We start from the raw sequence: 21,489 nt of genomic DNA on the forward strand, positions 1-21,489 counted from the left end.
TGGATCCAACCCCTCCGCTGCTATAGTGCAGTCGGCTTCTGACGTTCAGTGCAGCCGTCTTCTGAAAACGACAATGGAGGTGGTAGCCGAGGGTGTGGAAACACCCGACTGCCTTGCGTGGTTGCGGCAGGCGGGTTGCGACACGGTGCAGGGTTTCCTGTTCGCCAGGCCGATGCCGGCGGCGGCCTTCGTCGGCTTCGTCAACCAATGGAGGAACACCACCATGAACGCCAATGAACCGAGCACCAGTTGCTGCGTGTGCTGCAAGGAAATCCCGCTCGATGCCGCCTTCACGCCGGAAGGGGCCGAGTACGTGGAGCATTTCTGCGGGCTGGAGTGCTATCAGCGCTTCCAGGCGCGGGCCAGCACTGCGACCGAAACCAGCGTCAAACCGGACGCTTGTGATTCGCCGCCGTCAGGTTGAGGCATACCCTAACCTGATGTCAGATGCCATGTGTAAATTGCGTCAGGATAGGATTGAATTTTGAATTTATTGACATATCTCGTTGAAGGTCATAGAGTCTTCCCTGACATTTTGCAGGGAATTCCATGACTGGACAGCGCATTGGGTATATCAGGGTCAGCACCTTCGACCAGAACCCGGAACGGCAACTGGAAGGCGTCAAGGTTGATCGCGCTTTTAGCGACAAGGCATCCGGCAAGGATGTCAAGCGTCCGCAACTGGAAGCGCTGATAAGCTTCGCCCGCACCGGCGACACCGTGGTGGTGCATAGCATGGATCGCCTGGCGCGCAATCTCGATGATTTGCGCCGGATCGTGCAAACGCTGACACAACGCGGCGTGCATATCGAATTCGTCAAGGAACACCTCAGTTTTACTGGCGAAGACTCTCCGATGGCGAACCTGATGCTCTCGGTGATGGGCGCGTTCGCCGAGTTCGAGCGCGCCCTGATCCGCGAGCGTCAGCGCGAGGGTATTGCGCTCGCCAAGCAACGCGGGGCTTACCGTGGCAGGAAGAAATCCCTGTCGTCTGAGCGTATTGCCGAACTGCGCCAACGTGTCGAGGCTGGCGAGCAAAAGACCAAGCTTGCTCGTGAATTCGGAATCAGTCGCGAAACCCTGTATCAATACTTGAGAACGGATCAGTAAATATGCCACGTCGTTCCATCCTGTCCGCCGCCGAGCGGGAAAGCCTGCTGGCGTTGCCGGACTCCAAGGACGACCTGATCCGACATTACACATTCAACGATACCGACCTCTCGATCATCCGACAGCGGCGCGGGCCAGCCAATCGGCTGGGCTTCGCGGTGCAGCTCTGTTACCTGCGCTTTCCCGGCGTCATCCTGGGCGTCGATGAACTACCGTTCCCGCCCTTGTTGAAGCTGGTCGCCGACCAGCTCAAGGTCGGCGTCGAAAGCTGGAACGAGTACGGCCAGCGGGAGCAGACCCGGCGCGAGCACCTGAGCGAGCTGCAAACCGTGTTCGGTTTCCGGCCCTTCACCATGAGCCATTACCGGCAGGCCGTCCAGATGCTGACCGAGCTGGCGATGCAAACCGACAAAGGCATCGTGCTGGCCAGCGCCTTGATCGGGCACCTGCGGCGGCAGTCGGTCATTCTGCCCGCCCTCAACGCCGTCGAGCGGGCGAGTGCCGAGGCGATCACCCGTGCTAACCGGCGCATCTACGACGCCTTGGCCGAACCACTGGCGGACGCGCATCGCCGCCGCCTCGACGATCTGCTCAAGCGCCGGGACAACGGCAAGACGACCTGGTTGGCTTGGTTGCGCCAGTCTCCGGCCAAGCCAAATTCGCGGCATATGCTGGAACACATCGAACGCCTCAAGGCATGGCAGGCACTCGATCTGCCTACCGGCATCGAGCGGCTGGTTCACCAGAACCGCCTGCTCAAGATTGCCCGCGAGGGCGGCCAGATGACACCCGCCGACCTGGCCAAATTCGAGCCGCAACGGCGCTACGCCACTCTCGTGGCGCTGGCCACCGTCACCGACGAAATCATCGACCTGCACGACCGCATCCTGGGTAAGCTGTTTAACGCTGCCAAGAATAAGCATCAGCAGCAGTTCCAGGCGTCAGGCAAGGCCATCAACGCCAAGGTACGTCTGTACGGGCGCATCGGTCAGGCGCTGATCGACGCCAAGCAATCAGGCCGCGATGCGTTTGCCGCCATCGAGGCCGTCATGTCCTGGGATTCCTTTGCCGAGAGCGTCACCGAGGCGCAGAAGCTCGCGCAACCCGATGACTTCGATTTCCTGCATCGCATCGGCGAGAGCTACGCCACCCTGCGCCGCTATGCACCGGAATTCCTTGCCGTGCTCAAGCTGCGGGCCGCGCCCGCCGCCAAAAACGTGCTTGATGCCATTGAGGTGCTGCGCGGCATGAACACCGACAACGCCCGCAAGCTGCCAGCCGATGCACCGACCGGCTTCATCAAGCCGCGCTGGCAGAAACTGGTGATGACCGACGCCGGCATCGACCGGCGCTACTACGAACTGTGCGCGCTGTCCGAGTTGAAGAACTCCCTGCGCTCGGGCGACATCTGGGTGCAGGGTTCACGCCAGTTCAAGGACTTCGAGGACTACCTGGTACCGCCCGAGAAGTTCACCAGCCTCAAGCAGTCCAGCGAATTGCCGCTGGCCGTGGCCACCGACTGCGAACAATATCTGCATGAGCGGCTGACGCTGCTGGAAGCACAACTTGCCACCGTCAACCGCATGGCGGCAGCCAACGACCTGCCGGATGCCATCATCACCGAGTCGGGCTTGAAGATCACGCCGCTGGATGCGGCGGTGCCCGACACCGCGCAGGCGCTGATAGACCAGACAGCCATGGTCCTGCCGCACGTCAAGATCACCGAACTGCTGCTCGAAGTCGATGAGTGGACGGGCTTCACCCGGCACTTCACGCACTTGAAATCGGGCGATCTGGCCAAGGACAAGAACCTGTTGTTGACCACGATCCTGGCCGACGCGATCAACCTGGGCCTGACCAAGATGGCCGAGTCCTGCCCCGGCACGACCTACGCGAAGCTCGCTTGGCTGCAAGCCTGGCATACCCGCGACGAAACGTACTCGACAGCGTTGGCTGAACTGGTCAACGCTCAGTTTCGGCATCCCTTTGCCGGGCACTGGGGCGATGGCACCACATCATCATCGGACGGACAGAATTTCCGAACCGCTAGCAAGGCAAAGAGCACGGGGCACATCAACCCAAAATATGGCAGCAGCCCAGGACGGACTTTCTACACCCACATCTCCGACCAATACGCGCCATTCCACACCAAGGTGGTCAATGTCGGCCTGCGCGACTCAACCTACGTGCTCGACGGCCTGCTGTACCACGAATCCGACCTGCGGATCGAGGAGCACTACACCGACACGGCGGGCTTCACCGATCACGTCTTCGCCCTGATGCACCTCTTGGGCTTCCGCTTCGCGCCGCGCATCCGCGACCTGGGCGACACCAAGCTCTACATCCCGAAGGGCGATGCCGCCTATGACGCGCTCAAGCCGATGATCGGCGGCACGCTCAACATCAAGCACGTCCGCGCCCATTGGGACGAAATCCTGCGGCTGGCCACCTCGATCAAGCAGGGCACGGTGACGGCCTCGCTGATGCTCAGGAAACTCGGCAGCTACCCGCGCCAGAACGGCTTGGCCGTCGCGCTGCGCGAGTTGGGCCGCATCGAGCGCACGCTGTTCATCCTCGACTGGCTGCAAAGCGTCGAGCTACGCCGCCGCGTGCATGCCGGGCTGAACAAGGGCGAGGCGCGCAATGCGCTGGCCCGTGCCGTGTTCTTCAACCGCCTTGGTGAAATCCGTGACCGCAGTTTCGAGCAGCAGCGCTACCGGGCCAGCGGCCTCAACCTGGTGACGGCGGCCATCGTGCTGTGGAACACGGTCTACCTGGAGCGTGCGGCGCATGCGTTGCGCGGCAATGGTCATGCCGTCGATGACTCGCTATTGCAGTACCTGTCGCCACTCGGCTGGGAGCACATCAACCTGACCGGTGATTACCTATGGCGCAGCAGCGCCAAGATCGGCGCGGGGAAGTTCAGGCCGCTACGGCCTCTGCAACCGGCTTAGCGTGCTTTATTTTCCGTTTTCTGAGACGACCCCTAGTTGTTTGCGGTCTTGCGTGGCAGGGAGCAGGCATCTTTAACTTGCCTTTCACAGTGATGCTATGGACTATCATTAGATTAATTATCGTGGTATCGCTTGTATTTATTACTGGAAAATTCGGTCTATCAAGAGAGTTTACTTTCCCCGCAGCAGCAGTAGGTTTAGCTTTTAGTTTATTCCCTGTCCTTGATCATATTGCGTTAGGTTATTCTGCTAAAAATTTCTATGAAACCACTAATTTTATGGGGCAAACGGTTCGGGAATTTGGTGCCAGTAAAATTACGGTCTGGTGGGGTTCGATTTATGCCAAAATAGCCTATGCTAGCCTTGCAGGTTTAATTGGATATGGTGTTAAGGTCGCCACTGATGATTAAAAAAGAAAAACCAACTTGAAGTTGGTTTTTTTGGCACTGTTGCAAATAGAGATTTGAGTCGATGATGTTCCCTTTAAAAAGTACTTAGAGACCGAAAACCCTGTTGATTAGACACACTTCACCCTGAGGCTGACCATAATAAAATGACGATGCTTGTCCTTTACGTAGTGCACGCATGACTTCAATACCTTTAATTGTGGCATAAGCCGTCTTCATAGATTTGAATCCTAATGTGGCCCTGATGATCCGCTTTAGCTTGCCATGATCACATTCAATCACGTTATTTTTATACTTAATCTGCCTGTGCTCAAGGTCTGGTGGACATTTACCTTCCCGTTTTAACCGTGATAAAGCACGTCCATATGTGGGTGCTTTATCCGTGTTGATCACTTGTGGAATTTGCCACTTCTTCACATTATTTAAAATTTTTCCAAGAAAACAATATGCTGATTTGGTATTACGTCTAGAAGAAAGATAAAAATCAATGGTATCGCCACGTTGATCGACTGCACGATACAGATAAGACCATCGTCCATTCACTTTTACATAGGTTTCATCAATATGCCACGAGCTCAGATCTGTAGGATTACGCCAATACCAGCGTAAACGTTTTTCTATTTCAGGAGCATAACGTTGAACCCAACGGTAAATAGTCGTGTGATCAACATTCACACCCCGTTCGGCCAGCATTTCCTGCAGTTCACGATAGCTAATGCCATATTTACAATACCAGCGCACAGCCCAAAGAATGATTTCGCCCTGAAAATGCCGACCATGGAAAGGATTCATATGCTGCACCTTTAGCTAAAACAGTCTTCAGCTTACCATTCGTGGTTATTTGCAACAGTGCCGCTGACGCACACCATCGCCCACCGGGTGGGTCGCTATCTGGAACGGCAAGGCCTGCTGGAACGGGATGTCGAAAACAGCTATCTGGCCTCGGATGCGGTGGATGACGACCCGATGACACCCCTGCTGGGGCACTCGATCACTTACCGTATCGCTGTCGGTTCACAGGCGGGGCGAAAGGTGTTCACTTTGCAAACTCTGCCGACCAGTGGTGATCCGTTCGGTGACGGGATTGGCAAGGTAGCCGGGTCCAGCCTGCACGCCGGCGTGGCGGCCAGGGCCGATGAACGCAAGAAGCTCGAACGGCTGTGCCGGTACATCAGCCGCCCGGCGGTATCCGAGAAGCGGCTGTCGTTAACACGAGGCGGCAACGTGCGCTACCAGCTCAAGACGCCGTACCGGGACGGCACCACGCACGTCATTTTCGAACCATTGGATTTCATTGCAAGGCTGGCCGCCCTGGTACCGAAGCCCAGAGTCAACCTAACCCGCTTCCACGGGGTGTTCGCACCCAACAGTCGGCACCGGGCGTTGGTCACGCCGGCAAAACGGGGCAGGGGCAACAAGGTCAGGGTGGCTGATGAACCGGCAACACCAGCACAACGGCGAGCGTCGATGACATGGGCGCAACGGCTCAAGCGTGTTTTCAATATCGACATCGAGACCTGCAGCGGCTGCGGCGGCGCCATGAAAGTCATCGCCTGCATTGAAGACCCTATAGTGATCAAGCAGATCCTTGATCACCTGAAGCACAAAGCCGAAACCAGCGGGACCAGGGCGTTACCCGAAAGCCGGGCGCCACCGGCTGAGCTGCTCCTGGGTCTGTTTGACTGACGAGCCTGAAGGCCAACGATACCAATCAAAATGCTGCGTTCACAGCGCCGCGGCAGGGATCCGCCGTGCTGGTTGTCGGAAAAGGAGCCGCTAGTGGGAAAGAGGAGGGTAAATTTTCAGCGTTGCTGGCTCCCCGTCAGCCGGATTGGGTTGCATCGCAGGGGTGTCGAAAGAGTCAACTGCGGTCCAAAGCTGTTGGACTTGGGTGAAAAGGGCGTTTATTCTTCCTATACGTGCCGCGTTCCAGGCGGCGACTATGAGGGCTATGTCGATGCCCATGTGCGCCGGCTGGAGGCGCTACGCCGGGCCGGTATCGTCGAGCGGATCGACGCCGACCAATGGCGCATCCCCGATGATCTGGTCAGCCGTGCCGCCGCCCATGACGCCGGCCGAGACAGTCAGGCCAGCGTTCGCGTCCTTTCCCCGGTCGATCTGAACAAACAGATCGGATCGGACGGCGCGACCTGGCTGGACCGGCGGCTGATCCACGGCGAGACGGCCGACCTTGCGCCAACCGGCTTCGGGCAACAAGTCCGCGAAGCCATGGACCAGCGCCGCGAGCACCATATCGAACAGGGCGACGCCACCCGCAGCCGGGACAGCCGCGTCTTCTACCGGCGCAACCTTCTCGCCATCCTGCGGGAGCGCGAGGTAGCCGGCGTCGGATCGGATATGGCTTTGAGTAAGGGCCTGCCGTTCCGCGCCGCCACGGACGGCGAGAGCGTCAGCGGCAAGTTTACCGGAACCGTGCATCTATCGAGCGGCAAGTTCGCCGTGGTCGAGAAATCCCATGAGTTCACCCTTGTCCCGTGGCGGCCGATCATCGACCGCCAACTCGGCCGCGAGGTTATGGGCATCGTGCAGGGCGGGTCGGTGTCGTGGCAGTTAGGGCGGCAGAGGGGGCTGGAACGCTGAGTGCGCCCATGCCGCATTGCGAAGCAAAAGATAATCTGATAAAATGTAGCAATTCATATTCGTAAGCGTGGAGTAATCAGATGGGAAATTCCAAGTCAGCAGACAAGTAAGCCGCAACAACCAGTATTGTTGTTGCGGCGCTCTGTAAGGCTAGTCTCATCTGATTGCTGACGAGCAGACGTCGCCCGGTATTCCTTAATCGAGGGTTGATTCGTCATGACCACCACACGCCCCGCGTGGGCCTATACGCTGCCGGCAGCACTGCTGCTGATGGCTCCTTTCGACATCCTCGCTTCACTGGCGATGGATATTTATCTCCCTGTCGTTCCAGCGATGCCCGGCATCCTGAACACGACGCCCGCTATGATCCAACTCACGTTGAGCCTCTATATGGTGATGCTCGGCGTGGGCCAGGTGATTTTTGGTCCGCTCTCAGACAGAATCGGGCGACGGCCAATTCTACTTGCGGGCGCAACGGCTTTCGTCATTGCGTCTCTGGGAGCAGCTTGGTCTTCAACTGCACCGGCCTTTGTCGCTTTCCGTCTACTTCAAGCAGTGGGCGCGTCGGCCATGCTGGTGGCGACGTTCGCGACGGTTCGCGACGTTTATGCCAACCGTCCTGAGGGTGTCGTCATCTACGGCCTTTTCAGTTCGATGCTGGCGTTCGTGCCTGCGCTCGGCCCTATCGCCGGAGCATTGATCGGCGAGTTCTTGGGATGGCAGGCGATATTCATTACTTTGGCTATACTGGCGATGCTCGCACTCCTAAATGCGGGTTTCAGGTGGCACGAAACCCGCCCTCTGGATCAAGTCAAGACGCGCCGATCTGTCTTGCCGATCTTCGCGAGTCCGGCTTTTTGGGTTTACACTGTCGGCTTTAGCGCCGGTATGGGCACCTTCTTCGTCTTCTTCTCGACGGCTCCCCGTGTGCTCATAGGCCAAGCGGAATATTCCGAGATCGGATTCAGCTTTGCCTTCGCCACTGTCGCGCTTGTAATGATCGTGACAACCCGTTTCGCGAAGTCCTTTGTCGCCAGATGGGGCATCGCAGGATGCGTGGCGCGTGGGATGGCGTTGCTTGTTTGCGGAGCGGTCCTGTTGGGGATCGGCGAACTTTACGGCTCGCCGTCATTCCTCACCTTCATCCTACCGATGTGGGTTGTCGCGGTCGGTATTGTCTTCACGGTGTCCGTTACCGCGAACGGCGCTTTGGCAGAGTTCGACGACATCGCGGGATCAGCGGTCGCGTTCTACTTCTGCGTTCAAAGCCTGATAGTCAGCATTGTCGGGACATTGGCGGTGGCACTTTTAAACGGTGACACAGCGTGGCCCGTGATCTGTTACGCCACGGCGATGGCGGTACTGGTTTCGTTGGGGCTGGTGCTCCTTCGGCTCCGTGGGGCTGCCACCGAGAAGTCGCCAGTCGTCTAACCGACGACTGGTAGCAGGCCCGCTCCGATGCGGCGCACTAACCATCGAAACCTCGTGAATGTCGGTATCCTGTCTGGCAGGATACCGCTCATTTCCCTTGTTCAGTTCATCGCCGTCGCCGAGCATCTGAATTTTCGGCATGCGGCCAAGGCACTTGGTATCAGCCAGTCGAGCGTCAGCGCGCGTGTGAAAGCGCTGGAGGATAACCTTGGTGTCCTGCTATTTGAGCGCCATGCGCGGGGCGTTCGGCTAACAGACGCAGGCAGGCACTTCATGGAGCGTGTCACGGCGGGTGTCGATCAACTCGATCACGCAGTGAAGACCGCGGAGTGACGGGCACTGGCTGGCAATGTCTAGCAACGGCAGGCATTTCGGCTGAGGGTAAAAGAACTTTCCGCTAAGCGATAGACTGTATGTAAACACAGTATTGCAAGGACGCGGAACATGCCTCATGTGGCGGCCAGGACGGCCAGCCGGGATCGGGATACTGGTCGTTACCAGAGCCACCGACCCGAGCAAACCCTTCTCTATCAGATCGTTGACGAGTATTACCCGGCATTCGCTGCGCTTATGGCAGAGCAGGGAAAGGAATTGCCGGGCTATGTGCAACGGGAATTTGAAGAATTTCTCCAATGCGGGCGGCTGGAGCATGGCTTTCTACGGGTTCGCTGCGAGTCTTGCCACGCCGAGCACCTGGTCGCTTTCAGCTGTAAGCGTCGCGGTTTCTGCCCGAGCTGTGGGGCGCGGCGGATGGCCGAAAGTGCCGCCTTGCTGGTTGATGAAGTACTGCCTGAACAACCCATGCGTCAGTGGGTGTTGAGCTTCCCGTTTCAGCTGCGTTTCCTGTTTGCCAGCCGGCCCGAGATCATGGGGTGGGTGCTGGGCATCGTTTACCGCGTCATTGCCACGCACCTGGTCAAGAAAGCGGGCCATACCCACCAAGTGGCCAAGACGGGCGCGGTCACCCTGATCCAGCGTTTTGGATCGGCGCTCAATCTGAATGTTCACTTCCACATGCTGTTTCTCGACGGTGTGTATGTCGAGCAATCCCACGGCTCAGCGCGTTTCCGCTGGGTCAAGGCGCCGACCAGCCCAGAGCTCACCCAGCTGACGCACACCATCGCCCACCGGGTGGGTCGCTATCTGGAACGGCAAGGCCTGCTGGAACGGGATGTCGAAAACAGCTATCTGGCCTCGGATGCGGTGGATGACGACCCGATGACACCCCTGCTGGGGCACTCGATCACTTACCGTATCGCTGTCGGTTCACAGGCGGGGCGAAAGGTGTTCACTTTGCAAACTCTGCCGACCAGTGGTGATCCGTTCGGTGACGGGATTGGCAAGGTAGCCGGGTCCAGCCTGCACGCCGGCGTGGCGGCCAGGGCCGATGAACGCAAGAAGCTCGAACGGCTGTGCCGGTACATCAGCCGCCCGGCGGTATCCGAGAAGCGGCTGTCGTTAACACGAGGCGGCAACGTGCGCTACCAGCTCAAGACGCCGTACCGGGACGGCACCACGCACGTCATTTTCGAACCATTGGATTTCATTGCAAGGCTGGCCGCCCTGGTACCGAAGCCCAGAGTCAACCTAACCCGCTTCCACGGGGTGTTCGCACCCAACAGTCGGCACCGGGCGTTGGTCACGCCGGCAAAACGGGGCAGGGGCAACAAGGTCAGGGTGGCTGATGAACCGGCAACACCAGCACAACGGCGAGCGTCGATGACATGGGCGCAACGGCTCAAGCGTGTTTTCAATATCGACATCGAGACCTGCAGCGGCTGCGGCGGCGCCATGAAAGTCATCGCCTGCATTGAAGACCCTATAGTGATCAAGCAGATCCTTGATCACCTGAAGCACAAAGCCGAAACCAGCGGGACCAGGGCGTTACCCGAAAGCCGGGCGCCACCGGCTGAGCTGCTCCTGGGTCTGTTTGACTGACGAGCCTGAAGGCCAACGATACCAATCAAAATGCTGCGTTCACAGCGCCGCGGCAGGGATCCGCCGTGCTGGTTGTCGGAAAAGGAGCCGCTAGTGGGAAAGAGGAGGGTAAATTTTCAGCGTTGCTGGCTCCCCGTCAGCCGGATTGGGTTGCATCGCAGGGGTGTCGAAAGAGTCAACTGCGGTCCAAAGCTGTTGGACTTGGGTGAAAAGGGCGTTTATTCTTCCTATACGTTGTCGGCAGCGGGCCAAAAAGGAATACGTCCATGCCCATCGAGGTGAAACCGGCTGTGAGCGCGGGTTCAAGCATATAGCCCGACAGGCGCGTATCCTTGCCGATCACGACACGATGGCGGTGGTCACCGCGACGAAAGACACGGCCAGCCGCCATGCCGACGCGCAAGGCGGTTTCCGCCGTCATCGCGCCTTCGTTGGCTTTGCCACGAATACCGTCTGTGCCGAAATATTTGCGCACCATAAGGTCGATTATCCTGTCGTCGGGTCGCCCTCAAAGGGGACATGCCTGCTGAACCGCGAATATAGAGAAATATCCCGAATGTGCAGTTAACGAATTCTTGCGGTTTCTTTCAGCGCCGCCAATACCGCCAGCCCGTCGCGCAAGGGGCGCGGCTCGTGTGTGCGGATGAAGTCAGCTCCACCTGCGGCGGCGGCAAGCTCTGCAGCGAGTGTCGCGGCCCCGACATCCCCCGGACCACGGCCTGTGAGCGCGCGCAGAAAGGATTTGCGCGAAACAGACAGAAGCACCGGCAAATCGAAGCGCAGCCGCAATTCATCGAACCGCGCCAGCACCGAGAGCGAGGTTTCGGGAGCAGCCCCCAGAAAAAACCCCATGCCGGGATCAAGGACAAGGCGGTTGCGTTTGATACCGGCACCCGTCAGCGCCGCGATGCGCGCGTCAAAGAACGCCGCAATGTGATCCATGATGTCGCCAGCGGGTGCCTCGCGCCGATCTGCCTGCCCGTCTTGCACCGAATGCATAACGACGAGTTTGGCAGATGATTTCGCCAATTGCGGATAGAACGCAGCGTCTGGAAAACCGCGAATATCATTGAGATAGGCCACACCACGCGACAAGGCATAGGCTTGCGTCGCGGGTTGATAACTGTCGAGCGAGACGGGAATGCCATCTGCCTTGAGCGCGTCCAGCACCGGCGCGATACGCGCGATTTCTGTGTCGGACGAAACAGGCGCGGCGTCGGGATTGCTGGATGCCGGACCGAGGTCGATCACATCTGCCCCCTCGGCCATCAGCTTACGCGCCTGCGCAATGGCTGCGTCTGGCGCCAGATACCGGCCTCCATCGGAGAAACTGTCCGAGGTTATGTTGACGATGCCGAAAATGATGAGCGATTTATTCATGGGGGCTTCTATAATAATCTCTGTACACGACAAAAATAGATAACTCATTGAAATAATGTCACAATAATTGTTTTCTAACGACGAATACTATGACACATCTCAATGAGTTATATCTTATCTTAAACAAATCTCTAAAATGGAACAAGTCACATTTAAAGTGCTTTGCGCTCATCATGCTTGTGATTATTTTAAAGCAAACATGTAATCTTTCTTCTGCATCTAAAGCCTTGCCCATCAAGTGTTTACCACAATCATTTTATCGACGTATGCAGCGCTTCTTTGCAGGTCAGTATTTTGATTATCGTCAAATTTCTCAGTTGATTTTCAATATGTTTTCATTCGACCAAGTGCAACTGACTTTAGATAGAACCAATTGGAAATGGGGAAAACGAAATATTAATATCCTGATGCTCGCAATCGTTTATCGTGGAATAGCGATACCTATCCTTTGGACATTGCTTAATAAACGTGGAAATTCAGATACGAAAGAGCGTATTGCTTTGATTCAACGCTTTATAGCCATTTTTGGTAAAGACCGTATTGTGAATGTGTTCGCAGACAGAGAGTTTATCGGTGAGCAGTGGTTTACATGGTTAATTGAACAAGACATCAACTTCTGCATTCGTGTTAAAAAAACTTCATTGTCACCAATCATTTAGGAAAGAATCATAAAATTAGTGATTTATTTCGCCATCTTAAAGTTGGTCAAATTGAATGTCGTAAACGACGGATTTTGGTTGGTCGGGTGAAACTATATATAAGTGCACTACAGTTAGAAAATGGAGAGCTTTTACTCGTCGTTTCTCCTCAGTTTAATGCCAATGCTATTCAGGATTATGCATTACGCTGGGAAATTGAAACCTTATTCAGTTGTCTCAAAGGACGCGGGTTTAATCTTGAAAATACGCGCTTGACAGACCCTAGACGAGTGAAAAAATTGATTGCGGTGTTAGCTATAAGCTTCTGTTGGTGTTACTTAACGGGTGAATGGCAACATAATCAAAAAAAAGCGATAAAAATAAAGAAGCATGGACGACTCTCAATGAGTTTATTTCGCTATGGTTTAGACTATGTTCAAATGGCGATTCAGCGTTTAATTGGTTTTGGGAAAAAAGAAGAGTTTAAGGAAATTTTGGCAATTTTAAGAAAGCAGAATCCTGATAGGATAAGGGTTCTGTGAAATTTGTCGTGTACAGAGTATAATAATAATAATCGAGCATGAGTCTCATACGGATGCTCGGGTCGAAAGGGAATCCCCAGGCGAGTAACCTGTTTGCGGTGATCCATTAGCTGCAGGAGCAGAAGAGCATACATCTGGAAGCAAAGCCAGGAAAGCGGCCTATGGAGCTGTGCGGCAGCGCTCAGTAGGCAATTTTTCAAAATATTGTTAAGCCTTTTCTGAGCATGGTATTTTTCATGGTATTACCAATTAGCAGGAAAATAAGCCATTGAATATAAAAGATAAAAATGTCTTGTTTACAATAAAGTGGGAGTAGTAATTTCGTTACTTTGTTTAGAATTTCTTCAGAAATATTTCTTAATAAATCGTGTTTTTCAACAAGCGTAAAATTACTTTCTAAAATCTCTTGTTGTTTAGCTCGAGTTTGGGTATAAGCCCCATAATAAAATTGACGAGGATCTTTAAGCACGTACCAATCTTTCATTTGGATTACAGTACGGCCCTTATCGTAAAGATCAAATTCAGGCTGCCATAAAGGTTTGTAATGAAAATTAATTTCTTCCTGAATATCGTAGGTCGCTTCTTGATAACGTGAAGCTGGTTTATCACCAAATCTTTTTTCAATATAAGCATAAGTATTTCTTAAAGGCTTAACTGAAGATGTTTTAATATCAATTTGCATATAAATCTTCCTGATTTTTTAATAAAGACTAGAGTTTTTATTCTCTAATACCGGCCTGTCCAAATCGCCACTTCATGCGGTCATATTCAATCTTTGCAAAATCATCCGTACTTAGGTGCTGTACTTGATGGTGTGCGCAGAATTCTTCAAAAGCCTTGACTGGCATAATCATTTCTACAGCTAACTCTGGATGGGGTCGTTTGCGGGAGGGGGCGGAATCCTACGCTAAGGCTTTGGCCAGCGATATTCTCCGGTGAGATTGATGTGTTCCCATCCGAGCGGCGAAACATGGGCCAAGAGATCGGGCGATAGCAGCTTTCCATCGCGTTTCTGGTTTGCAACGACCTCGCCGAGCTTCATGGTGTTCCAGAAGATGATGATGGCGGCGAGCAGATTCATGCCGGCGATGCGGTAATGCTGGCCTTCGGCGGAACGGTCGCGGATTTCACCGCGGCGGTGGAAGCTGATTGCCCGCTTCAGCGCATGATGAGCTTCGCCTTTGTTGAGCCCGATCTGGGCACGCCGTTGGAGTTCGGCATCCAGAATCCAGTCGATCATGAACAGGGTGCGCTCGACGCGACCGACTTCCCGCAGGGCTGTCGCGAGCTCGTTCTGCCGCGGATAGGAGGCGAGTTTCCGCAGAATCTGGCTTGGCGCGACGGTCCCGGCAGCAATGGTGGCGGCGATGCGCAGGATGTCGGGCCAATTGCGCTCGATCATGGCTTGGTTGACCTTTCCGCCGATCAACGCTCGCAGGTGCGCCGGGGCGGCCGACGGATTGAACGCGTAGAGCCGTTTGGATGGCAGGTCGCGGATGCGCGGAGCGAACCGGTAGCCGAGAATGGCACATGCGGCAAAGACGTGATCGGTGAAGCCGCCCGTGTCGGTGAACTGCTCGCGGATATGGCGTCCAGCATCGTTCATCAGCAGGCCATCGAGGATGTAAGGCGCTTCGCTTGCCGTTGCAGGAATCACCTGGGTTGCGAACGGCGCATATTGGTCGGAGACGTGGCTATAGGCTTTCAGGCCCGGGGTATTGCCATATTTCGCGTTGACCAGGTTCATGGCCTCACCTTGCTCTGTAGCGACGAAGAACTGTCCGTCGCTCGAAGCCGACGTGCCCATGCCCCAGAACCGGGCCATGGGTAACGCTGCCTGTGCCTCGACCACCATGGCCAGCGCCCGGTCATAGGCTTCGCCCTCGACATGCCACCGTCCAATGCGGATCAATTCCCAGAAGGTGTGGGTGTTTGTCGCATCCGCCATTTTGCGCAAGCCGAGGTTGATCCCTTCCGCCAAGATAACGTTCATTAGCCCGATCCGGTCAGCGCAGGGTGCTCCTGTGCGCAGATGGGTGAACGCTTCGGTGAAGCCGGTCGCCGCATCCACCTCCAGCAGGAGATCGGTGATGCGCGTGGGCGGGATCTGCTTGTAGAGATCGAGCACCAGATCTTCGGCGCCTGTCGGCGCGGCGGCTTCGAGTTTCTCGATATGCAGAACGCCGTTTTCAATCGACCCGCCCGGGATCGTGCCTGCGCGAGCGGCACGGCCAAGCTCGCGCAACCGCATGTCGAGGCGAGCTTGCCGGTCTGCCAGCCATTCCTCCGGCCGCAATGGCACAGCGAGACGACCGCCTTCCGCGATGGATTGTGCCGGAACGAGTGCGTGTTTCAGATCGCCATAGCGCCGGGACCTAGTAAGCCAGACATCTCCGGAGCGGAACGCATGGCCTTGTCGCAAATTCTTCAGGTTAACTCGATGTTGACCATGGGGAGAGAAGTTGCCGCTCCTGATATTGCGGAGCGAGCCGATGATTTTGAATACCATTGCCGAAAAGCTGAAGCGCCAGTCGAAGGATGATTTCAAGGGCAGGCATTTCGAGGCCTGGCTGATTGTACAGGCGGTTGCCTGGTACTTGCGCTACCCGCTCAGCTATCGTGACTTGGAAGAGATGTTTCGCGAGCGGGGCTTCGAGGTCGATCATAGCACGATCAACCGCTGGGTATTGGCTTATGCACCTGTCATCGAGAAACGGCTGCGGCAGTTTCGTCGACCCCATTGCGGCTCGGTCCGGATTGATGAGACCTATGTCAAGATCCGCGGCAAATGGCGCTATCTGTACCGAGCCATCGATAAGCATGGCAATCCGGTGGATTTCCTGCTGACCGCTAAGCGCGATCTCGACGCTGCCAAGCGGTTCTTCCGAAAGATGCTTAAAGATGAACCCTTGTTGTCGCCGAACAGGATTGGGACGGACGGGGCCAACACCTTCCCGTCAACGATCAAAACGTCGGTTGATGATGGGCTTCTCCATCCCGATCCCGTGCATTATGTGACCAAACATCTCCAGCAGGGGATTGAGAGCGACCATTTCCGGGTGAAGAAGAACATGCCGAAGATCGGCGGTTTCCAATCCTTTAACACGGCGCGGCGAACCATCGCGGGTTTCGAGGCGATGCTGTGGCTGCGGAAGGGCTTTGGCTTTTCAGGCGGCTGGACCGTCAATGACCAGAATGATTTGCTTGCGCGCCTCTTCGGACTGCAAAAGGTTAACAAAGCATGAAAATACCGGCCTTGGCTGGGTGATAGCTGCCTCCAAAAGTGTTTGCGACACGCCCGGAACAATTCAGCCACTGCACCCATGTTCCGAGTTGGTGTGGTTTGCGGATCGTATGCCGGCATCTCGTTGCGCAAGATCTGCACCCAATCGGCAGGCACGGGCGGCGATCTCCAATCTGCGGGATCAGTCAGATCACCCGAGTGCGTGGGCATGACAATCGTGCCCTGGGGACCAACACAATCCAGAAGGGCCTGAATCACTGCGACCGGCCCTCCCGCGACCCAGCCGAGCGAGCTTAGCGAACTGTGGACGAGAACTGTGCCACCAAGCGTAAGGCCGTTCTCTCGCATTTGCCTTGCTAGGCTCGCGCGAGTTGCTGGCTGAGGCGTTCTCGAAATCAGCTCTTGTTCGGTCGGCATCTACTCTATTCCTTTGCCCTCGGACGAGTGCTGGGGCGTCGGTTTCCACTATCGGCGAGTACTTCTACACAGCCATCGGTCCAGACGGCCGCGCTTCTGCGGGCGATTTGTGTACGCCCGACAGTCCCGGCTCCGGATCGGACGATTGCGTCGCATCGACCCTGCGCCCAAGCTGCATCATCGAAATTGCCGTCAACCAAGCTCTGATAGAGTTGGTCAAGACCAATGCGGAGCATATACGCCCGGAGCCGCGGCGATCCTGCAAGCTCCGGATGCCTCCGCTCGAAGTAGCGCGTCTGCTGCTCCATACAAGCCAACCACGGCCTCCAGAAGAAGATGTTGGCGACCTCGTATTGGGAATCCCCGAACATCGCCTCGCTCCAGTCAATGACCGCTGTTATGCGGCTATTGTCCGTCAGGACATTGTTGGAGCCGAAATCCGCGTGCACGAGGTGCCGGACTTCGGGGCAGTCCTCGGCCCAAAGCATCAGCTCATCGAGAGCCTGCGCGACGGACGCACTGACGGTGTCGTCCATCACAGTTTGCCAGTGATACACATGGGGATCAGCAATCGCGCATATGAAATCACGCCATGTAGTGTATTGACCGATTCCTTGCGGTCCGAATGGGCCGAACCCGCTCGTCTGGCTAAGATCGGCCGCAGCGATCGCATCCATGGCCTCCGCGACCGGCTGCAGAACAGCGGGCAGTTCGGTTTCAGGCAGGTCTTGCAACGTGACACCCTGTGCACGGCGGGAGATGCAATAGGTCAGGCTCTCGCTGAATTCCCCAATGTCAAGCACTTCCGGAATCGGGAGCGCGGCCGATGCAAAGTGCCGATAAACATAACGATCTTTGTAGAAACCATCGGCGCAGCTATTTACCCGCAGGACATATCCACGCCCTCCTACATCGAAGCTGAAAGCACGAGATTCTTCGCCCTCCGAGAGCTGCATCAGGTCGGAGACGCTGTCGAACTTTTCGATCAGAAACTTCTCGACAGACGTCGCGGTGAGTTCAGGCTTTTTCATATCTCATTGCCCCCGGACGAGCGTCTGCTCCGCCATTCGCCGTCCGCCGTGCCAATCGGATCAGCCGTCCAAATGCGGGATTTTCGTTAGTCGGAGGCCAAACGGCATTGAGCGTCAGCATATCATCAGCGAGCTGAAGAAAGACAATCCCCGATCCGCTCCACGTGTTGCCCCAGCAATCAGCGCGACCTTGCCCCTCCAACGTCATCTCGTTCTCCGCTCATGAGCTCAGCCAATCGACTGGCGAGCGGCATCGCATTCTTCGCATCCCGCCTCTGGCGGATGCAGGAAGATCAACGGATCTCGGCCCAGTTGACCCAGGGCTGTCGCCACAATGTCGCGGGAGCGAATCAACCGAGCAAAGGCATGACCGACTGGACCTTCCTTCTGAAGGCTCTTCTCCTTGAGCCACCTGTCCGCCAAGGCAAAGCGCTCACAGCAGTGGTCATTCTCGAGATAATCGACGCGTACCAACTTGCCATCCTGAAGAATGGTGCAGTGTCTCGGCACCCCATAGGGAACCTTTGCCATCAACTCGGCAAGATGCAGCGTCGTGTTGGCATCGTGTCCCACGCCGAGGAGAAGTACCTGCCCATCGAGTTCATGGACACGGGCGACCGGGCTTGCAGGCGAGTGAGGTGGCAGGGGCAATGGATCAGAGATGATCTGCTCTGCCTGTGGCCCCGCTGCCGCAAAGGCAAATGGATGGGCGCTGCGCTTTACATTTGGCAGGCGCCAGAATGTGTCAGAGACAACTCCAAGGTCCGGTGTAACGGGCGACGTGGCAGGATCGAACGGCTCGTCGTCCAGACCTGACCACGAGGGCATGACGAGCGTCCCTCCCGGACCCAGCGCAGCACGCAGGGCCTCGATCAGTCCAAGTGGCCCATCTTCGAGGGGCCGGACGCTACGGAAGGAGCTGTGGACCAGCAGCACACCGCCGGGGGTAACCCCAAGGTTGAGAAGCTGACCGATGAGCTCGGCTTTTCGCCATTCGTATTGCACGACATTGCACTCCACCGCTGATGACATCAGTCGATCATAGCACGATCAACGGCACTGTTGCAAATAGTCGGTGGTGATAAACTTATCATCCCCTTTTGCTGATGGAGCTGCACATGAACCCATTCAAAGGCCGGCATTTTCAGCGTGACATCATTCTGTGGGCCGTACGCTGGTACTGCAAATACGGCATCAGTTACCGTGAGCTGCAGGAGATGCTGGCTGAACGCGGAGTGAATGTCGATCACTCCACGATTTACCGCTGGGTTCAGCGTTATGCGCCTGAAATGGAAAAACGGCTGCGCTGGTACTGGCGTAACCCTTCCGATCTTTGCCCGTGGCACATGGATGAAACCTACGTGAAGGTCAATGGCCGCTGGGCGTATCTGTACCGGGCCGTCGACAGCCGGGGCCGCACTGTCGATTTTTATCTCTCCTCCCGTCGTAACAGCAAAGCTGCATACCGGTTTCTGGGTAAAATCCTCAACAACGTGAAGAAGTGGCAGATCCCGCGATTCATCAACACGGATAAAGCGCCCGCCTATGGTCGCGCGCTTGCTCTGCTCAAACGCGAAGGCCGGTGCCCGTCTGACGTTGAACACCGACAGATTAAGTACCGGAACAACGTGATTGAATGCGATCATGGCAAACTGAAACGGATAATCGGCGCCACGCTGGGATTTAAATCCATGAAGACGGCTTACGCCACCATCAAAGGTATTGAGGTGATGCGTGCACTACGCAAAGGCCAGGCCTCAGCATTTTATTATGGTGATCCCCTGGGCGAAATGCGCCTGGTAAGCAGAGTTTTTGAAATGTAAGGCCTTTGAATAAGACAAAAGGCTGCCTCATCGCTAACTTTGCAACAGTGCCCACCAAAGCGAGGTGAGCATGGCGACGGAGGCTCTGTTGCAAAGATTGGCGGCAGTCAGAGGTAGGCTGTCGCTCTGCGCCGATCAGGCGGCTGCTGCGAAATGGTGGTTGAGCATGCCCATGGCCTCCGTCAGCGCCGAGGGCCCAATGCCAAAAGCTCTCTCCACAAGGCGCACCTCGCCCCTGATGCCGGGCTGCAGGCACCAGGGGCGAGCCTGTCCTTTGCGCAGGGCTCGCATGACTTCGAATCCCTTGATCGTGGCATAGGCCGTGGGGATCGATTTGAAACCGCGCACCGGCTTGATCAGTATCTTGAGCTTTCCGTGATCGGCCTCGATCACGTTATTGAGATACTTCACCTGCCGGTGGGCCGTCTCCCGGTCCAGCTTTCCTTCGCGCTTCAATTCGGTGATCGCTGCACCATAGCTCGGCGCTTTGTCGGTATTGAGCGTGGCAGGCTTTTCCCAGTGCTTCAGGCCTCGCAGGGCCTTGCCCAGGAACCGCTTCGCTGCCTTGGCGCTGCGGGTCGGCGACAGGTAGAAATCGATCGTGTCGCCCCGCTTGTCGACTGCCCGGTACAGGTAGGTCCACTTGCCCCGCACCTTGACGTAGGTTTCATCCAGGCGCCAGCTCGGATCAAAGCCACGCCGCCAGAACCAGCGCAGCCGCTTCTCCATCTCCGGGGCGTAGCACTGGACCCAGCGATAGATCGTCGTATGGTCGACCGAAATGCCGCGTTCCGCCAGCATTTCCTCAAGGTCGCGATAGCTGATCGGATAGCGACAATACCAGCGCACCGCCCACAGGATCACATCACCCTGGAAATGGCGCCACTTGAAATCCGTCATCGTTCCGTCCGTCCAATCTCCGCCAAGCATGCTCAAGCTTCACGATTTTTGCAACAGAGCCCACACGAGTATTGAGCATAGTCGAGATTGGTGCAGATCACTTCTGATATTGAACTGTCAGGAGCTGGCTGCACAACAGCCATTACGCCCAATCAACTGGTGCAGTCGTCTTCTGAAAATGACATTTGGTATCTCTCATAAACGGATGTTTTTGAGAGAACTATCTTCGGCCTTCACACGCACGAAAGGCGGCGAAGCTCCGCCGTTAATCCGTCCGCCGGAGATCTCGCCCAGGCAGGCTGAAGGCCGAGCAAGCCTGACAGGCCCGAAAAGCCCGGCACGGGCGTCGGCGGCGATGACGGCGGCGGCATTATCCAGGGTTGATGATGGAAGTGGAGGATATCGACAACCTCTCGCGCAACCAAGACATCGCGGTCGGACTGCAAGTGATCTTGAAGCCACGGGCCCGTCCCACCCCGACATGGACCTCGATGCCCGAACGGACGTTAGATTTCGAGTTCTAGGCGTTCTGCGATGAAGGTTGGATCCCAGCCGGGATTGAAAGTGTCGACGTGGGTGAATCCGAGCCGCTCGTATAGGCCACGCAGGTTCGGGTGGCAGTCGAGCCGCAGCTTGGCGCACCCCTGCGTTCGCGCGGCATGGCGGCAAGCCTCGATCAGCGCGGAGCTGACACCCCGGCCCGCATGTGTCCGTCGCACCGCGAGCTTGCGCAGATATGCGGCCTCCCCCTTGAGGGCGTCGGGCCAGAACTCGGGATCCTCGGCCGACAAGGTGCAACAGCCGACGATGCCGTCGCTGCAACTCGCGACTAGGAGCTCGGATCTCAGGACGAAGGTCTCCGCGAATGTCCGGTCGATCCGCGCGACGTCCCAGGCGGGCGTTCCCTTGGCGGACATCCACGCCGCAGCGTCGTGCATCAGCCGCACAACCTCGTCGATATCACCCGAGCAGGCGACCCGAACGTTCGGAGGCTCCTCGCTGTCCATTCGCTCCCCTGGCGCGGTATGAACCGCCGCCTCATAGTGCAGTTTGATCCTGACGAGCCCAGCATG

At 56.5% G+C, this 21,489-nt stretch carries 20 protein-coding genes and 4 pseudogenes; 12 read left to right on the forward strand and 12 right to left on the reverse strand.

Annotation, left to right across the window (positions count from 1 at the left end):
* Window positions 1-73 precede the first annotated feature (73 nt).
* The 4 genes and pseudogenes from LDO51_RS01825 to LDO51_RS01840 form a co-directional block, all read left to right on the forward strand.
* Window positions 74-424: pseudogene (locus LDO51_RS01825) on the forward strand (DUF3330 domain-containing protein); the annotation flags it as partial.
* A gap of 125 nt (window positions 425-549) precedes the next feature.
* Complete coding sequence (locus LDO51_RS01830) at window positions 550-1,110, forward strand: recombinase family protein (RefSeq protein WP_000147567.1); 561 nt, start codon at window positions 550-552, stop codon at window positions 1,108-1,110.
* A 2-nt stretch (window positions 1,111-1,112) separates the two neighbouring features.
* Window positions 1,113-4,064 (forward strand): Tn3-like element TnAs3 family transposase, encoded by a 2,952-nt coding sequence (locus tag LDO51_RS01835; RefSeq protein WP_015344976.1) that lies wholly within the window; start codon window positions 1,113-1,115, stop codon window positions 4,062-4,064.
* On the forward strand, window positions 3,998-4,474 hold the full coding sequence (locus LDO51_RS01840; RefSeq protein WP_223171565.1) for a hypothetical protein: 477 nt from the start codon (window positions 3,998-4,000) through the stop codon (window positions 4,472-4,474). The genes LDO51_RS01835 and LDO51_RS01840 overlap by 67 nt, the downstream gene beginning before the upstream one ends.
* Before the next feature lie 84 nt (window positions 4,475-4,558).
* On the opposite strand, the gene LDO51_RS01845 is transcribed toward LDO51_RS01840, so the two are convergent.
* A complete protein-coding gene (locus tag LDO51_RS01845) occupies window positions 4,559-5,263 on the reverse strand; it encodes an IS6-like element IS1006 family transposase (protein ID WP_001067784.1) in 705 nt (234 codons plus the stop codon).
* A 63-nt stretch (window positions 5,264-5,326) separates the two neighbouring features.
* On the opposite strand from LDO51_RS01845, the pseudogene LDO51_RS01850 reads away from it, so the two are divergent.
* The 5 genes and pseudogenes from LDO51_RS01850 to LDO51_RS01870 all read left to right on the forward strand — a co-directional run.
* Window positions 5,327-6,157 (forward strand): annotated as a pseudogene (locus tag LDO51_RS01850) (IS91-like element ISCR2 family transposase); the annotation flags it as partial.
* A 30-nt stretch (window positions 6,158-6,187) separates the two neighbouring features.
* Window positions 6,188-7,072, forward strand: coding sequence for a DUF3363 domain-containing protein (locus tag LDO51_RS01855; protein ID WP_001447541.1), 885 nt, complete (start codon window positions 6,188-6,190; stop codon window positions 7,070-7,072).
* 216 nt (window positions 7,073-7,288) lie between these two features.
* Window positions 7,289-8,503, forward strand: coding sequence for a chloramphenicol/florfenicol efflux MFS transporter FloR (gene floR / locus LDO51_RS01860; RefSeq protein ID WP_000214119.1), 1,215 nt, complete (start codon window positions 7,289-7,291; stop codon window positions 8,501-8,503).
* 27 nt (window positions 8,504-8,530) lie between these two features.
* Window positions 8,531-8,836, forward strand: a complete 306-nt coding sequence (locus LDO51_RS01865) for a LysR family transcriptional regulator (RefSeq protein WP_001255015.1) — start codon at window positions 8,531-8,533, stop codon at window positions 8,834-8,836.
* Window positions 8,837-8,947: 111 nt separating this feature from the next.
* The gene (locus LDO51_RS01870) at window positions 8,948-10,441 is read left to right on the forward strand and encodes an IS91-like element ISCR2 family transposase (RefSeq protein ID WP_001120888.1); all 1,494 of its coding nucleotides are present in this window, start codon (window positions 8,948-8,950) and stop codon (window positions 10,439-10,441) included.
* A 175-nt stretch (window positions 10,442-10,616) separates the two neighbouring features.
* Here LDO51_RS01870 and LDO51_RS19595 read toward each other — a convergent pair whose 3' ends face one another.
* Both LDO51_RS19595 and sul2 read right to left on the reverse strand, forming a co-directional pair.
* A complete protein-coding gene (locus LDO51_RS19595; RefSeq protein WP_000251875.1) occupies window positions 10,617-10,919 on the reverse strand; it encodes a phosphoglucosamine mutase in 303 nt (100 codons plus the stop codon).
* Between the two features lie 86 nt (window positions 10,920-11,005).
* Entirely contained in the window at window positions 11,006-11,821 is an 816-nt protein-coding gene (gene sul2, locus LDO51_RS01880; RefSeq protein ID WP_001043260.1) for a sulfonamide-resistant dihydropteroate synthase Sul2, read from the reverse strand.
* Window positions 11,822-11,910: 89 nt separating this feature from the next.
* Between sul2 and LDO51_RS01885 the strand changes: the two genes are divergently transcribed.
* Window positions 11,911-13,001 (forward strand): IS4-like element ISAba1 family transposase gene (locus tag LDO51_RS01885; RefSeq protein WP_085940648.1). Its coding sequence is split into 2 segments (ribosomal slippage): window positions 11,911-12,451 and window positions 12,451-13,001, totalling 1,092 coding nucleotides; the frame shifts between segments, so codons are not numbered across the junction.
* A 196-nt stretch (window positions 13,002-13,197) separates the two neighbouring features.
* Here the strand turns inward: LDO51_RS01885 and LDO51_RS19600 are convergent.
* The 3 genes and pseudogenes from LDO51_RS19600 to LDO51_RS01900 all read right to left on the reverse strand — a co-directional run.
* Window positions 13,198-13,683 (reverse strand): hypothetical protein, encoded by a 486-nt coding sequence (locus LDO51_RS19600; RefSeq protein WP_006581703.1) that lies wholly within the window; start codon window positions 13,681-13,683, stop codon window positions 13,198-13,200.
* A 37-nt stretch (window positions 13,684-13,720) separates the two neighbouring features.
* A complete protein-coding gene (locus LDO51_RS19865) occupies window positions 13,721-13,855 on the reverse strand; it encodes a phenol hydroxylase subunit (RefSeq protein WP_223231885.1) in 135 nt (44 codons plus the stop codon).
* Between the two features lie 53 nt (window positions 13,856-13,908).
* Window positions 13,909-15,408: pseudogene (locus LDO51_RS01900) on the reverse strand (Tn3 family transposase); the annotation flags it as partial.
* 85 nt (window positions 15,409-15,493) lie between these two features.
* Here LDO51_RS01900 and LDO51_RS01905 point away from each other — a divergent pair.
* Window positions 15,494-16,246, forward strand: a complete 753-nt coding sequence (locus LDO51_RS01905; RefSeq protein ID WP_000602738.1) for an IS6 family transposase — start codon at window positions 15,494-15,496, stop codon at window positions 16,244-16,246.
* 110 nt (window positions 16,247-16,356) lie between these two features.
* On the opposite strand, the pseudogene LDO51_RS19870 reads toward LDO51_RS01905, so the two are convergent.
* The 4 genes and pseudogenes from LDO51_RS19870 to aac(3)-IVa form a co-directional block, all read right to left on the reverse strand.
* Window positions 16,357-16,662: pseudogene (locus LDO51_RS19870) on the reverse strand (AAC(3) family N-acetyltransferase); the annotation flags it as partial.
* A gap of 5 nt (window positions 16,663-16,667) precedes the next feature.
* Window positions 16,668-17,693, reverse strand: a complete 1,026-nt coding sequence (gene aph(4)-Ia / locus LDO51_RS01915; RefSeq protein ID WP_225576147.1) for an aminoglycoside O-phosphotransferase APH(4)-Ia — start codon at window positions 17,691-17,693, stop codon at window positions 16,668-16,670.
* On the reverse strand, window positions 17,680-17,901 hold the full coding sequence (locus LDO51_RS19605) for a hypothetical protein (protein ID WP_000171321.1): 222 nt from the start codon (window positions 17,899-17,901) through the stop codon (window positions 17,680-17,682). The genes aph(4)-Ia and LDO51_RS19605 overlap by 14 nt, the downstream gene beginning before the upstream one ends.
* 20 nt (window positions 17,902-17,921) lie before the next feature.
* Window positions 17,922-18,698, reverse strand: a complete 777-nt coding sequence (gene aac(3)-IVa / locus LDO51_RS01925) for an aminoglycoside N-acetyltransferase AAC(3)-IVa (protein WP_001199192.1) — start codon at window positions 18,696-18,698, stop codon at window positions 17,922-17,924.
* A 113-nt stretch (window positions 18,699-18,811) separates the two neighbouring features.
* On the opposite strand from aac(3)-IVa, the gene LDO51_RS01930 reads away from it, so the two are divergent.
* Window positions 18,812-19,516 (forward strand): IS6-like element IS26 family transposase, encoded by a 705-nt coding sequence (locus LDO51_RS01930; RefSeq protein ID WP_001067855.1) that lies wholly within the window; start codon window positions 18,812-18,814, stop codon window positions 19,514-19,516.
* Between the two features lie 135 nt (window positions 19,517-19,651).
* Here the strand turns inward: LDO51_RS01930 and LDO51_RS01935 are convergent, their stop codons facing one another.
* Together LDO51_RS01935 and LDO51_RS01945 are read right to left on the reverse strand one after the other, a co-directional pair.
* Window positions 19,652-20,416 carry an IS6-like element IS6100 family transposase gene (locus LDO51_RS01935; RefSeq protein WP_001389365.1) on the reverse strand — a complete coding sequence of 255 codons (765 nt, stop codon included), beginning with the start codon at window positions 20,414-20,416 and terminating at the stop codon, window positions 19,652-19,654.
* 506 nt (window positions 20,417-20,922) lie between these two features.
* The gene (locus LDO51_RS01945) at window positions 20,923-21,423 is read right to left on the reverse strand and encodes a GNAT family N-acetyltransferase (RefSeq protein ID WP_225576148.1); all 501 of its coding nucleotides are present in this window, start codon (window positions 21,421-21,423) and stop codon (window positions 20,923-20,925) included.
* Window positions 21,424-21,489 lie beyond the last annotated feature (66 nt).

The sequence above is a fragment of the Providencia alcalifaciens genome (assembly GCF_020271745.1).
In the GTDB taxonomy this organism is placed as follows: Bacteria; Pseudomonadota; Gammaproteobacteria; order Enterobacterales; family Enterobacteriaceae; genus Providencia; species Providencia alcalifaciens_B.